A 13,548-nucleotide genomic window follows, 5' to 3' on the forward strand; every position below is an offset into this window, starting at 1 on the left:
TCAGGCCCGCTCGATCTTCAGCCAACGGGCGCAGGCGAGGTAGGCGACGGTGACGACCGCCATCAGGATGATCGACAGCGCCGACGCCAGCGGAAAGTCGCCACGCCGGCCGATCTGCATCATCACCAGCTGCGGCATCAACAGCTCATTGTTGCCGCCGAGAATCTGCGGCGTGATGTAGTCGCCGATGCAGAGCACGAAGGTGAGGAAGGCGCCGACCATGATGCCGGGCAATGTCAGCGGCAGGACGACATGCAGGAAAGTCCGCACCGGCCCGGCGCCGAGATCGGCGGCGGCCTTGCGGTAGCTCGGGCTGAGCTGCTTCAGATTGGCGAAGATGGTCAGCGTCAACAGCATGACGAAGAAGTGCACGAAGCCGGTGACGGTGGCGAAACGCGTGTTGGCAAGCTGCAGCGGCTCGGCAACCAGGCCGAGACTGGTCAGCGTCCGGTTGACGACGCCGTTCTGCGCCAGCACCAGCAGCCAGGAATAGGAGCGCACGACGTAAGAAGTCCAGAACGGCAGCACGGCCAGCATCAGCGCCAGCCGCTGCCAGCGTTCCGGCACCTGTTCGGCGAGGATCCAGGCAAAGGGGTAGGCGAGCAGCACCGAGACCAAGGTGACGATGGCGGTCACCTCAAGCGAGTTGACCATCGCGCGCCAATAGGACGGATCGGTGAAGAACTGGCTGTAGTTGGCGAGCGTGAAGCCGCCGCCTTCATGCGCCGTGAGGCTGGAAAGCCCCATGGCGACGAAGGGCAGCACGAAGAACAACAGTGTCCAGCCGAGCGCCGGCGTGACCAGCGCCCAGGGCAGGGCGAAGCCCGCCCAGGGCAGGGCGCGCCCGCTGTTGGTAGCGTTGCTCACGACCGGCAGCCGGTCATTGCGCCTGCAGCATTTCGGTCCAGACGTCCTGCATCTTCTTGTCGAGATCGGCATTCGGCGCCGGGTAGGACTGGGCGCGGGCGAGGAAGCCAGGCTGCTCGTCGAAGCGCAGGATCTTCTTCTGGTCGTCGGTGAGTGCTGCCTTGGCATTCGCCGGCATGCCCCAATAGCAGGAGGAGGTGGCAAGCCGCGCCTGGCCTTCCGGGCTCATAATGTACTGGATGAACTTCAGCGCCATGTCCTTGTTTTTGGAATCCTTGAACATCGCCAGCGATTGCGACCAGAGCACCGCACCCTCCTTCGGGATGGAGAAGTCGAGCGCCGGGTTTTCCTTGGCCAGCCCTGCCGTCACCCATTCGCCGCCGCCGACCAGTATGTCGACCTCGCCGGTGGCCAGCGCGGTCTGGCTGGCGGTGACTTCGCCGACCAGCTTGGCGTTGGCCTTCATCTTGAGAAGTTCGGCCTTGATGGCGGGAAGGTCGGCTTCGGTCAGCTCCGCTGTCTTCTTGCCGATGGCCAGCGCCGCCATGCCGATGACCGGCAGATAATAGTCGTAGATGGCGATCTTGCCCTTGTACTTGTCGCCGGTGAGGGCTGCCATCGACTGCATGTCGGCCGGATCGACCTTGGTCTTGTTGTAGCCGATGGTGTTGTAGCCGAACTTTTCGGTGATGCCGTAGCGCTTGCCATCGACGATGGTGGAACTGTCCATCTTCACCTCGGGAAAGAGATCAGCGACAGGCAATTTGTCTTCGGGCAAGGGTTCGAACAGGCCTTTTTCGACGCCGCGCGGAATGTCGATACTGTCGATCACCATCACGTCCCAATCGCCGGGCTGCGACTGTTCGACGATCGCCAGGCCGGCGCCGGTGCCTTCGAATTCCTTGACGTTGACCTTGACGCCATTGGCTTCCTCGAAAGGCTGCAGCAGCGCCGGGTCGGCATGATCGCACCAGATCAGCGCGTTGAGATCCGCGGCCTGGGCGCCGGTCGCGAGCAGCAGGGCCGCGGCCGCTGTTGCGGCACGCAGATGGATTTTCAGAACGGACGTAAAATTCATGGACATCGAGTGTTCTCCCTTGCCTTTGTGGCTTCTTGCAAAAAATTGAACCAATTCTAAAATTGAGTCAATTCTGTTTTTGTGGCAAACAGCCGATATGAGTGGATTGCGGGCAAGGCAAAAGGCGGACCGGCACCGCCGCATCATCGAGGCGGCGGCGGCGCTTTTCCGCGAGGCCGGTTATGAGGGCGCCAAGATCGAGACGATCGCCGCTCAGGCCGAAGTGTCGATCGGCACGATCTACAATTACTATGAGAACAAGGGCGACATCCTTGGCGCCGTCGTTTCGATGGAGGTCAACGAGGTACTCAATGCCGGGCGCGGCGTCGTTGCCAACCCGCCGGCCAATGTCGGCGATGCGCTGGATACGCTGCTTGGCATCTATATCGAGCACTCGCTGCATTATCTCAGCAAGGAGATGTGGCGGCAGGCGATGGCAATCTCGACGCAGCTTCCCGAAAGTCCGTTCGGCCAGGCCTATACCGGGCTCGACCGGGCGCTGACCGAACAGATCCGCGCGCTGATTGCCCGACTGCAAGAGATCGGCCTGGCGCGCCGCGACATCGACGGGCCGGCGCTCGGTGAACTCATCTTCAACAACATGAACATGATGTTCATCGAATTCGTGAAGCGCGACGAGGCGAGGATCGCGGAATTGCGCGCGGCGATACGCCGGCAGAACCGGATTCTGGTGGCGGCGATTGCGGTTTGAAAATCCGCCATAGGGAACAAAATTCACCATTCCATCAGATAATAAGTCGAAGTAACCAATCAGAAATTCGCCGCCGTCGACAATGCCGTCCGGTCTTTATGCCGAAAGGTTTCGTGGTGGCTATCTGGCAACCTCTCTTTGCGAATCTTGCCGCCTCCGCTGTCATGCTGGTTGCCTGGAGTTCTGTGGGCGATTTCGTGGCCCGGTTGAGCGAGACGCGCCAAAGGCTGCTGTTTGGCGTGGTGATGACCGCAGGCACCGTCGGCTCGATGATGATGGCCTTCGAGGCTTCCCCCGGCGTCTACAATGATTTTCGCGGGCCAATGATCGCCGTGACAGGCCTTTTCGGTGGGGTGCCCGCAGCCGTTATGGCAGCCGGCGCGGCCTTGATGTATCGCCTGTATCTTGGCGGAGCGGTCTTCTCGGGCGTTTTGAGCATTATGCTTGCGACGGCCATCGGATTGCTTGGCTATGCTCTGCGTAGATCCCGGCGCATCCGATACCTCGACCTCATATTCATGGCTGCCGCGATTGCGACGTTGAGTTCGTTGCTTGTGCTGACGCTTCCCATGGAAAAGCAGGCTGTCCTGATATCGCAGCTTGGGCAGCGTGTTTTGCTGGCGTTTGTGGCCACCCTGCTGCTGGGCGTTCTGCTTCTCCAGGAAATGCGGCGTCGCGAACTGTCCGTCGCCAACCAGCTTTTTCGCTCCATGGTCGACGCCTTGCCGGATTGCCTGAACATCAAAGGTGTCGATGGCCGGTTTCTGGCGGCAAATCCGGCCACGGCGAAACTGATGGGAGCGGCGAGCGCGGACGACCTTCTCGGCAAGACCGATTTCGATTTCTATCCGCCGGAACTCGCGAAACAGTTTCGTGACGACGAACTGGCGGTGCTGCGGGAGGGAAAGCATGCCACCATCGAGCAGCCAGGCATTTTTGCCGGTGGCTCGACAGGTTGGCTGTCGACCTTGAAGGCGCCGATGACGAACGATGTGGGCGATGTCATCGGGCTGATCACGCACAATCGAGATGTCACGCTGCGCAGGACGTTGCAAACAAAGCTCGAAGAGACCCAGGCCTATCTGGATCAGGCGCTTGAGAACATGAATGACGGGTTGGCGATGTACGATCCAGATGGCGTGATTCTGTTCTGCAACAATCGCTACAGGGAATTGTTTCCTCTCACTGCACATCTGCGGATGCCGGGTTCCAGCTTCGCCGATATCATTCGGGCGTCGGTCAAGCTTGGCGAGGAGCCGCTTGGTGCTCGCAAAAGCCTGGACGATCATCTGGCCGAAAAACTTGCGACGCTTCGCGAGGACGGCGAGAAGCTGGTCGAACTCGGCGATGGCAGAACATTCGCCTTACGCACCAAGGTCCTGGCCAATGGCTGCACCGTGCAGACGATCTCTGATGTAACGGAGCGGCGCAGTTTCGAGAAGAGTCTCGAACGCCAGGCGCTGCATGATCCTCTCACCGGCTTGCCAAACCGCGCCTTCTTCAACCGCGAACTCAACAGGCTGGTCGACAAGGCGCGATCGGAGAGCGGCGAGCTTGTCGTCATGCTTCTCGACCTCGACCGCTTCAAGGAGGTCAACGACAATTTCGGACATGCCGTGGGGGACAGGCTTCTGGTCGAGATTGCCCGGCGTCTCGAGAAGGCGATCAGGCGCGGTGACATGGTTGCGAGACTGGGTGGCGATGAATTCGCCGTGCTGATGTATGGTCCCACGGACGGCACCGGCGACGTCAGCCTGGCGACACGGATCATGAAGAACCTGACACAGCCGCTGAAGATGGACGATGTCACCCTGCTTCCCGGCGGAACCATCGGTTATACCGTCTTTCCCAGGGATCAGGCAGATCCGGAAGGGCTGCTTAGGAATGCCGACAAGGCGCTCTATCAGGCCAAGGCAAGAGGCCGGGGCACCTGGAAGGCCTATGACCCAAATGCGGTTGCGACCACTGCCGCTCGACGCGGGTAATGACGCGCCACAAAGGCGCGGAGATCGTCAGCGGCATTGGCAACTCCGAAGCGACCACTACCTGCATCCGATCGAAATCAATCAGCCGGCAGACCTGCCAGAGCGAGGATTTCAGGGGCTGGCGTGATATGTCCGTGCGGTTTGCAGTAGCTTGGGTCGATCGCCCGATAGCCAAGCAGATTGGCGAGCGGCGCCAGGATTCCTAGCGCCACCTTCTGGATCGCGGGTGACGGCCGGGTGAAGACGATCACGTCGGCAAATTCCCTGGCGATCACTGCCGCCTGAAGCGGCGACGCCCTGCCTTTCTTGTCCACCTTGCCGGCATTGGCCAGGCCGAAGAGCATGCCGATCAGCAGCTCGAAACGGTTCGGGTCAATGTGGTCCGCGCCAGGCGCCCGGTCGAATTCGATCAGGACATGCGCCTCATCGGTCTTGCTGCTGTTCCACCAATCGTGCGCCACGCCAGCCTCCACCGTTGCGGATTGGCCGGGCTCCAGGGAGAAAGTCTTGCCGGCGATGCGGGCGTCGAGCCGGCCGCTGAAAACGGTGAACCGTTCGATCATGTTCGGGTGGAAGTGCTCGCCGACCACCGCGGCCCCCGGCCGGGCGGTCAAATGGGCGATGCCTGGTCCCTGGCCGCGGTCTTCGGTGCCGCGCAGGATCACGGCAAACTCGCCAGTCACCTTGTTCTCGTAGACATCCCCACAGCGTGACATGATGAGCTCGTAGCTCGGAACACCGGCGCATCCCGGTGCCGCACTCGCCACCATACGGCCAAAGGGACTGCTGTTTCAACGACGCTTGAGGGGACGATCGCGAAAACGCCTGCGCTGACTTCCCGCAAGTGCAATCGCGATTTTAGCGGGCATGCCTGGGCGGCCGCGCACGGGGAAACGGCACGATCGTCACTGGCGCCTTGCGGAACTCGGCGATGGCTATTTCCTCGATCAGCGCATCCAGCGCCTGGCTGACGCGTTGGCTCGTTTCGTCGATGCCACTGAGGCGGTTTTGCGCGCACTCCAAAAGCTCGCGCGCTGCTGCGAAGTCACTTCGCATGACAACACCCATTGGTTCACCCATGGTTTGGCCGCCGCACGGATATTGTCAGCGCGCTAAATTGAGCGACTACTAATATACACAGGAGAAATTTAATCGAATGGTATTGAATGGCGGGGCTGGATGCAGTCGTAGCTGACGGCGCCCTCGTCTTTCGAGAAAGGCTTCGGCGGCTCGGGCTATAGAACCCGAAAACCTCTGAATTTCTTGCCGAACCGCATTCCATAGACATTGCACGTCGCAGATGAGGCGACGGAATCGTTGCAGCGTCAATTCTGTTCTGCGCCAGTTGTCTCAGGACCGGGTACGCCAGCCTCACTCAATGCACGAGCTAGCTTTGCGAATAGATTCGGATGACCCCGTTTGCTCGTGGGGTCGCCACTGACCGTGGTATGAAACCATCCTGAATGCGGCAAGGTCAGATGTATGTGACCAGTGCTTGCGTCGTACCACGCGCCAATGTTGAGATAGGCAGTGTTGCCCCCCTTTTCGCTTCTCCGAATGTCGTCTGACATTTTGAACCTCCTGATCTGTGTTGCACCATAGCCAGGTGTTCGGCCTTTGGCCAATTGCGAAGTCATCAAAGATGAGCAGAATTTGCATTCCTCGAGCGGACAAATTGACTCCATAGGCTAACCGGTAGAACATGTAATCTAATCGTGGAGGGCGATAGATGCTATGGAAAGTAGTGGCACTAGTCCTGTCTTGGGTTGCTGTTATGTCTGATGCAACCGCGCAAGAAAACGGACCAATCATTATTTCCGAACAAATTCAGAGGATTGCAGCCGAGTATCCAGTGGCAGATCGCCTTGGGATAGAGTGGGGCGCCGCAACTCCGGAGCAAGTTGGAAAATACGTGGGACTGATTGCGGCTGTAGGTGAGGCCGCAAAAGGGATAGCCTTGAAAAATGGCAGAGAAAATCCATCGGATTCAGATTTCCGTGCGGCCTTTTCTGCTTGGTGCGTCTTCCCACCGAATAAGCCGCCATTGGCGGAACCATATTGGCCCCAAGCTTTCCGAGCGTTCGGCAACGGAATGGTCCGCCACGAGATACGCACTGCAGTAGGGCCGCTCGCAATCGAACTTCCTAGCCTCATCGATAGTGGTGACGGAACTAAAGCGGTTGAGTCGACTTGGCCGACAGACAGTAAGGGCTATTTCGATGAGGTTATTAATCTTAAGGCATTGGACAACGTGAAATGACTGCTGCTTCAATTATTGACAATTTTCCATACTGGGACGTTGGCGCAGCCGTCTTGTGGCTTTTGCTGCTAAATTGGCACTGGCTTTCTTACGTTCCTCCCACTCAGGCTGAGACTGTTGATGAAAGAGCGCTCGGCGCAAGCTTCATATCAGCACAGCTAAGCGCAGTTATAACAGGGGCGTCGGTTATTCTTGCAGGTCTTGGTGCTTTCATTGCGTTGAAGAATGGAGCGATGGAGTTCTCGCTTAGATACAGCCTGTTCTTGTCGGCGCTTTGGGCGGTATTCGCCTTAGCAATTGCTCTTTATGCATTTGGGGTTCTGCCTCACCACGCACCAACTACTAATGTTGTGCGCGTAAGAGGTGTAGCGATGCTTTGCTCGGCGGCGCTTTTTTTCAGCCTTGCTGCAGGCTTTCGTTTTTTGTGGGGCGTGTCTGGATTATTGCTTCTGTAGCTTTCGCTTCGGTAATTGCAGACCATTTGGTGCCGCCAGCGGGAGTTCCTTTTCAATGAGGTTCTGTATCGGTCGAGCCAATGCGGCGTTCACCCCTGAGGATACCCGTGGGCACATCCTCTCATATCTGTCGTACGCAATTATCGCACTTAACTTATTGATTTTACTGGTGCCCCCGGACGGAATCGAACCGCCGACCTTCGGTTTACAAAACCGCTGCTCTACCAGCTGAGCTACAAGGGCACGGCGCTCCGGTAGCATATTTGTTGCGCGAGTAAAGACAAAACTCCATTTTCGGTTATCGGCAGTGGTGCATGAGCCGCCGGGGAGGGCATCCTGAAAACGGCATTCGCTTCCTATATCTGGTTGAGGTGCAATCGCTTGCGCGAGGGTGTCGCATGATCAGACTCATCATCATTCTGCCGATCGTCGTGGTGGCCTGGCTTCTCATGGTGAAACTCATCCGGGACCTGAAGAATGCCAATATCGACTGGACCGGGGTTACCACGATCGTCGGCTTCATCGCGCTCGCCTTCTGGCTGCGCCACGTCACCGGCATGGGATGAAGCGGTGAAAAGAGTCAGTAGTCGGTAGTCGGTAGTGAATCGCAGCGCGTCATGGCACGCATCTCACTACTCACGCACCAGCACCACAAGCACGGCAAGGTGATCATCATCCTTGATCAGGTGACCCGGTTCGTGAAAGGGCGGCTTCGGCCGCCTTTTTTTGCGTCCGGGTTGGCGCCGCCGGTGAAGCTGCCGATCTCCCCCCTTGCGGGGGAGATGCCCGGTAGGGCAGAGGGGGGTGGGAAGGATCGCTAACTTTCGAGATCCAGGCTTCGCCAAGAGAACCCGAAGGATGTAACTACGATTGATTTACAGGTCGGCGGGACAGCACCCCCCTCTGTCCTGCCGGACATCTCCCCCGCAAGGGGGGAGATTGGCCGTGATCAACGCCCTCGCCAATCTGTTGCGTGGTCAAACTAACCTTGCCGTCAGCGCGACCTCGGGCCGGTCGATTTTCTCCGTTCGAAAAAATCTCCAAAAACTCTTCGAACCTTTTTCCTTGCCGACACGACTGATGGTCAAGGGGCGGATGGATCGCCTCTCGCAACGAAGCAAGGAGACCATCATGCGCACTTTCATTTCCGGCCTCATCGCCACCTCCGTCGCCGCCGCCATGCTGGCCGGCACCATTCAGCCTTCGGCTGCTCATGGCAGTCATCACAGAAGGCACCTTGGCATCGGCATCGCCGCCGGCGTCGGCGGCTTCCTGCTCGGCACAGCAATTGCCCAGCCGCGCACCGTCTATATCGAGGAAGAGGGCGGTTCCTGGCATGTCCGCCGCTGCCTCGATCGCTACCAGAGCTACGATCCCTACACCGACACCTATGTCGGCTACGACGGTTATCGCCGCTATTGCCGGCTTTGAGAGAGAGGTGGACCGTTTCAGGCAAAAGAAAAGGGGCACCCCGCTGCCCCTTTTCTGCAGTCTGGGTTGCGATGTTGAACCCGGCACCGCAACCGGTTCCAGCGAGGGATGTACAGGGATTTTTCGACAGCTTAGTCTGGCGATGAAGCCACAAGAGGGGGAGGGACGCTTGGACGAGCACGAACCCAAGGAAGAGCGGATTGAGACGCTTTTCCGCAACGGCACGATCACCACCGTCGGCATTCTACTGGCTTTCTCGCTGGGTTTCATCACGCATTGGGCCGCCAACCCGATCCCTTGGGAAATCTATCACCTGGCAGCCGTCGTGCCGATTTTGATCGGCATTGCCTTGCAGATACGAGCGCTGCGGTTGCTGCTCGACACAACGGCCCTACAGCGACGCGTCTATGAACGCGCCAACCGCATCTTCATCGCCGGCCTCATCTTCACCGCCTGCGGAGTTGGGCTGGCGATGCTGCTTGACTTCTACGACCTATCGACCAGGAGCGCCGTGCCCGGGGCCTAGCTCCGACCATCCTGGCAGATGTCGCACCATTCAGCGCCGACCAGCCGGGCCATGCGCTCGACGCCGATCTTGACCGCCGCATTGGTTGCGCCGGCCGCCGGCACGACCTGGTCATAGGCGCGCAGCGATACGTCGCAATAGACCTGCAGCGGCGAGGCGAGGCCGAAGGGGCAGACGCCGCCAACCGGATGGCCGGTGATCTCGGCCACCTGCCCGGCATCGAGCATGCGCGGCTTGCCGCCGAATGCATCGCGAGATTTGCGGTTGTCGATGCGCGCGTCGCCGCGGGCGACGACCAGCATGACGCGGTCACCGACGCGCAGACAGATGGTCTTGGCGATCTGCCCCGGCTCGACGCCGTGCGCCTCGGCCGCGAGCGCGACGGTCGCTGAGCTTGTCGGCGTTTCGATCACCTCGATGTCGGGGGCATGTTCGGCGAAGAAGGCTTTGACGGACTGGAGGCTCATGCGTCTTTTCGGCTGGCGGAAGATGGACGCAACCTTGGCCGTAGCCGGGCCGCTGTCAAGGCGAACGCGCTGCGCCAATCTCGAAGAGTGAAGCCGGTTCGGCGGCGCGGCTTGGTGAAGAAGGGGGCGGCAGGCCACCGATCATCCTGGTTATTTCCGTTGCGGCTTCGCGCACCAGCGGGCCGATCTCGGCCAGCCGCTCCGGCGTCACCCGCACCGTCGGGCCCGAGACCGAAACGCCGCCGATCGGCTCGCCGAACTCGTTGAAGATGGCGGCGGCGACGCAGCGCATGCCCGGATGCCGTTCCTCGTCGTCGACCGACCAGCCGCGCAGCTTGATTCTCACCAAATCGTGCGCCAGCGCGGAGATGTCGGAAAGCGTGTTTTCGGTGAAGCGCTCCAGCCCGGCCTTGCGCAGGATGGTGGCGACACGGTCGGGATCCAGATGCGCCAGCACCGCCTTGCCGATGCCCGACGCATGGAAGGAACTGCGCGTGCCCGGCCGGAAGAAGGCGCGGATCGCCTGATGCGTCTCGACCTGGCTGACGAAGACGACACAATCGTCCTCGGCGACGCCGAGATTGGCGGTCTCGCCGGTCTTCTCCATCAGTTCCTGCATGACGATGCGGGCGCGATCGACCAGCTTGCGGCGGCGCAGGAACGCCGCGCCCATGCGGTAGGTCTCGACGCCGATCGACCAGAGCTGGTCGGTGCCGTCGAATTCGACCATGCCGTGGTTCTCCAGCGTCGTCAGCATGCGGTAGGCGGTGGACGCCGCCAGGCCGGAACTGGCGGCGATCTCGCTCAGCGACAGGCCGCTGCCTTCGGCGACGATGGCAAGGATGCGCAGCGCCCGGTCGAGCGACTGCACCGAGGTGGCCTCGGCGGGGCCATTGAAGGAGCGGGGCCGGCCACGCTGACGTTTTTCGCTCGTTTCCATGGCGTCATTGTCGCCAAATCTCGCCAAACACGCAATGAAAAAGTTTTTCACCGGCCAGGGCAGATCGATTTCTGGAAAACGGAAAGCACAATAAAATCAGTGGATACTGTCATCTTCTTAGAAATGAAAAAATATTCTGAAAAAATTGAAAAATAGTGGGAGCGCTGTCATCCTTGGCCATCAACACATTTGCGGAGGCTTGCTATGGCCAGGATGCGCGCTGTCGACGCTGCGGTTCTCGTTCTCGAAAAGGAAGGCATTTCCTGTGCCTTTGGCGTGCCGGGCGCGGCGATCAACCCGCTCTATTCGGCGCTGAAGGCGAGGGGCTCGATCCGCCACATCCTGGCGCGCCATGTCGAGGCCGCTTCGCATATGGCTGAAGGCTATACGCGGGCCAAGGCGGGCAATATCGGTCTGTGCATCGGCACCTCCGGCCCGGCCGGCACCGACATGATCACCGGGCTCTATTCGGCGGCGGCGGATTCGATCCCCATCCTGTGCATCACCGGCCAGGCGCCGCGGGCGCGGCTCAACAAGGAGGATTTCCAGGCCGTCGATATCGCCGCGATCGCGGCGCCCGTGGCGAAATGGGCTGTCACCGTCATGGAGCCCTATCTGGTGCCGATGGCGCTGCAGAAGGCGTTTCACCTGATGCGTTCATCACGACCGGGACCGGTGCTGATCGACCTGCCGGTCGACGTGCAACTGGCCGAGATCGAGTTCGACATCGACGCCTATGAGCCGCTGGCGCCGTTCAAGCCGGCGATGTCGCGCGCCCAGGCCGAGAAGGCGCTGGCGATGCTCAACGCAGCTGAAAAGCCGCTGATCGTCGCCGGTGGCGGCATCATCAATGCCGACGCGTCCGATCTCCTGATCGAATTCGCCGAGATCACCGGCGTGCCTGTCATCCCGACGCTGATGGGCTGGGGCGCGATCCCCGACGACCACCGGCTGATGGCCGGCATGTGCGGGCTGCAGACCTCGCATCGCTATGGCAATGCGACGATGCTCGAAGCCGATTTCGTCTTCGGCATCGGCAACCGCTGGGCTAATCGCCACACCGGTTCGGTCGACGTCTATACCAGGGGCAAGAAATTCATCCATGTCGATATCGAACCCACGCAGATCGGCCGTGTCTTCGCGCCGGATCTCGGCGTCGTCTCGGATGCGGGTGCTGCGCTGAAGATGCTGCTCGATGTCGCCACCGAGTGGAAGACGGCCGGAAAGCTGCGCGACTGGTCGGGCTGGGCGAAAGAGTGCCAGCAGCGCAAGAAGACGATGAAGCGCAAGACGCATTTCGACCAGGTGCCGCTGAAGCCGCAGCGCGTCTATGAGGAGATGAACAAGGCATTCGGCCGCGACACCACCTATGTCACCACGATCGGCCTGTCGCAGATCGCCGGGGCGCAGTTCCTGCATGTCTACAAGCCGCGCAACTGGATCAATTGCGGTCAGGCCGGGCCGCTCGGCTGGACGCTGCCGGCCGCGCTTGGAGTGCGCGCCGCCGACCCGGACCGCACCATCGTGGCGCTGTCCGGCGACTATGATTTCCAGTTCATGATCGAGGAGCTGGCCGCCGGCGCGCAGCACAGATTGCCCTACATCCACGTCGTCGTGAACAACGCCTATCTCGGCCTGATCCGCCAGGCGCAGCGCGGCTTTTCCATGGATTTCGAGGTCAGCCTCGCCTTCGAGAACATCAACCGGAAGGACGATGCCGAGGCCGGCTATGGCGTCGACCATGTAGCCGTTGCCGAGGCGATGGGCTGCAAGGCGGTCAGGGTGCGCAAACCGGAAGAGTTCGCTTCGGCCTTCAAGCAGGCGCAGCGGCTGATGAAGGAACATCAGGTTCCGGTCGTGCTCGAATTCATCCTCGAACGCGTTACCAATATTTCGATGGGCACCGAAATCGACAAGATTACCGAATTCGAGGAGCTTGCCGAAAGCCATGAGGATGCTCCAACCGCGATTGTGATGTTGGACTAAGATCTGCGGAGAAAAGGAGAAAAAGAATGCCGCGTTTTTCAGCCAATTTATCGATGCTCTTTGGCGAGCATGAATTCCTCGACCGCTTCGACGCGGCCGCCCGCGCCGGCTTCAAGGGGGTCGAATATGTCGGCCCTTATGACCATGCGCCCGATGTCGTTGCGGCCAGGCTGAAGAACAACGGCCTCAGCCAAGTGCTGTTCAACCTGCCGGCCGGCGACTGGGCAAAAGGCGAGCGCGGCATCGCCGTGCTGCCGGATCGCGTGCCGGAATTCCGGCAAGGTATCGCCAAGGCGATCACCTATGCCCATGCGCTCGGCTGCGAGCAGGTCAACTGCCTCGCCGGCATCGCGCCACAGGGCGCCGATCGTGTGGTCCTGGAAAACGTCTTTGCCGACAACCTCGCCTTCGCGGCTGAGAAGCTGGAGCAGGCCGGCATTCGCCTTCTGATCGAGCCGATCAACACGCGCGACATTCCGGGCTTTTTTCTCAACTATTCGGACCAGGCGCTGGCGCTGATCAACCGCATTGGTTCGAAGAACCTGTTCCTGCAATACGACATCTATCACATGCAGATCATGGAGGGGGATCTCGCCCGTACCATCGAGGCCAATCTCGACCGCATCGCCCATATCCAGCTTGCGGACAATCCCGGCCGTCACGAGCCGGGGACGGGCGAGATCAATTTTCCTTTCCTGTACGAGCACATAGATCGCATTGGCTATTCCGGCTGGGTCGGCGCGGAGTACAAGCCGAAGGCCGGGACGGAAGCCGGGCTGGCCTGGTTCAAGGAATTGGCCGGGCAGGGGAGTGCTGCGGTTTAAGTGCTGGGATTTGCTTC

At 60.2% G+C, this 13,548-nt stretch carries 15 protein-coding genes and 1 tRNA gene; 9 read left to right on the top strand and 7 right to left on the bottom strand.

What is annotated here, in order from left to right; translation table 11 throughout:
• Both AC0L2H_RS08480 and AC0L2H_RS08485 read right to left on the bottom strand, forming a co-directional pair.
• The gene (locus AC0L2H_RS08480) at positions 1 to 867 is read right to left on the bottom strand and encodes an ABC transporter permease (protein ID WP_473589799.1); all 867 of its coding nucleotides are present in this window, start codon (positions 865 to 867) and stop codon (positions 1 to 3) included.
• A gap of 13 nt (positions 868 to 880) precedes the next feature.
• On the bottom strand, positions 881 to 1,951 hold the full coding sequence (locus AC0L2H_RS08485) for a polyamine ABC transporter substrate-binding protein (protein ID WP_473589800.1): 1,071 nt from the start codon (positions 1,949 to 1,951) through the stop codon (positions 881 to 883).
• A 91-nt stretch (positions 1,952 to 2,042) separates the two neighbouring features.
• Between AC0L2H_RS08485 and AC0L2H_RS08490 the strand changes: the two genes are divergently transcribed.
• The gene (locus AC0L2H_RS08490) at positions 2,043 to 2,657 is read left to right on the top strand and encodes a TetR/AcrR family transcriptional regulator (RefSeq protein WP_473589801.1); all 615 of its coding nucleotides are present in this window, start codon (positions 2,043 to 2,045) and stop codon (positions 2,655 to 2,657) included.
• Between the two features lie 272 nt (positions 2,658 to 2,929).
• A complete protein-coding gene (locus AC0L2H_RS08495; protein ID WP_473589919.1) occupies positions 2,930 to 4,642 on the top strand; it encodes a diguanylate cyclase domain-containing protein in 1,713 nt (570 codons plus the stop codon).
• Positions 4,643 to 4,719: 77 nt separating this feature from the next.
• Here the strand turns inward: AC0L2H_RS08495 and AC0L2H_RS08500 are convergent, their stop codons facing one another.
• Positions 4,720 to 5,358 (bottom strand): cupin domain-containing protein, encoded by a 639-nt coding sequence (locus AC0L2H_RS08500; RefSeq protein ID WP_473589802.1) that lies wholly within the window; start codon positions 5,356 to 5,358, stop codon positions 4,720 to 4,722.
• A gap of 142 nt (positions 5,359 to 5,500) precedes the next feature.
• On the bottom strand, positions 5,501 to 5,710 hold the full coding sequence (locus AC0L2H_RS08505; RefSeq protein ID WP_473589803.1) for a hypothetical protein: 210 nt from the start codon (positions 5,708 to 5,710) through the stop codon (positions 5,501 to 5,503).
• Between the two features lie 706 nt (positions 5,711 to 6,416).
• Between AC0L2H_RS08505 and AC0L2H_RS08510 the strand changes: the two genes are divergently transcribed.
• The gene (locus tag AC0L2H_RS08510; RefSeq protein ID WP_473589804.1) at positions 6,417 to 6,902 is read left to right on the top strand and encodes a hypothetical protein; all 486 of its coding nucleotides are present in this window, start codon (positions 6,417 to 6,419) and stop codon (positions 6,900 to 6,902) included.
• Entirely contained in the window at positions 6,899 to 7,357 is a 459-nt protein-coding gene (locus tag AC0L2H_RS08515; protein WP_473589805.1) for a hypothetical protein, read from the top strand. The genes AC0L2H_RS08510 and AC0L2H_RS08515 overlap by 4 nt, the downstream gene beginning before the upstream one ends.
• Positions 7,358 to 7,524: 167 nt before the next feature.
• Here the strand turns inward: AC0L2H_RS08515 and AC0L2H_RS08520 are convergent.
• Positions 7,525 to 7,600: transfer RNA gene (locus AC0L2H_RS08520), tRNA-Thr, on the bottom strand.
• A gap of 155 nt (positions 7,601 to 7,755) precedes the next feature.
• Here AC0L2H_RS08520 and AC0L2H_RS08525 point away from each other — a divergent pair.
• The 3 genes from AC0L2H_RS08525 (at position 7,756) to AC0L2H_RS08535 (ending at position 9,314) form a co-directional block, all read left to right on the top strand.
• Positions 7,756 to 7,923, top strand: coding sequence for a hypothetical protein (locus AC0L2H_RS08525; protein ID WP_473589806.1), 168 nt, complete (start codon positions 7,756 to 7,758; stop codon positions 7,921 to 7,923).
• A gap of 565 nt (positions 7,924 to 8,488) precedes the next feature.
• Positions 8,489 to 8,788, top strand: a complete 300-nt coding sequence (locus AC0L2H_RS08530; protein WP_473589807.1) for a BA14K family protein — start codon at positions 8,489 to 8,491, stop codon at positions 8,786 to 8,788.
• Positions 8,789 to 8,957: 169 nt separating this feature from the next.
• The gene (locus tag AC0L2H_RS08535; protein WP_473589808.1) at positions 8,958 to 9,314 is read left to right on the top strand and encodes a hypothetical protein; all 357 of its coding nucleotides are present in this window, start codon (positions 8,958 to 8,960) and stop codon (positions 9,312 to 9,314) included.
• Here AC0L2H_RS08535 and AC0L2H_RS08540 read toward each other — a convergent pair.
• Both AC0L2H_RS08540 and bhcR read right to left on the bottom strand, forming a co-directional pair.
• Positions 9,311 to 9,781, bottom strand: coding sequence for a YbaK/EbsC family protein (locus tag AC0L2H_RS08540; RefSeq protein ID WP_473589809.1), 471 nt, complete (start codon positions 9,779 to 9,781; stop codon positions 9,311 to 9,313). The genes AC0L2H_RS08535 and AC0L2H_RS08540 overlap by 4 nt on opposite strands.
• Positions 9,782 to 9,836: 55 nt before the next feature.
• Positions 9,837 to 10,721, bottom strand: a complete 885-nt coding sequence (gene bhcR, locus AC0L2H_RS08545) for an HTH-type transcriptional regulator BhcR (RefSeq protein WP_473589810.1) — start codon at positions 10,719 to 10,721, stop codon at positions 9,837 to 9,839.
• Positions 10,722 to 10,925: 204 nt separating this feature from the next.
• On the opposite strand from bhcR, the gene gcl reads away from it, so the two are divergent.
• Complete coding sequence (gene gcl / locus AC0L2H_RS08550; RefSeq protein WP_473589811.1) at positions 10,926 to 12,707, top strand: glyoxylate carboligase; 1,782 nt, start codon at positions 10,926 to 10,928, stop codon at positions 12,705 to 12,707.
• Between the two features lie 26 nt (positions 12,708 to 12,733).
• On the top strand, positions 12,734 to 13,531 hold the full coding sequence (gene otnI, locus AC0L2H_RS08555) for a 2-oxo-tetronate isomerase (protein WP_473589812.1): 798 nt from the start codon (positions 12,734 to 12,736) through the stop codon (positions 13,529 to 13,531).
• The last annotated feature ends 17 nt before the right edge of the window (positions 13,532 to 13,548 follow it).

The organism is Mesorhizobium sp. WSM4871 (assembly GCF_055811295.1).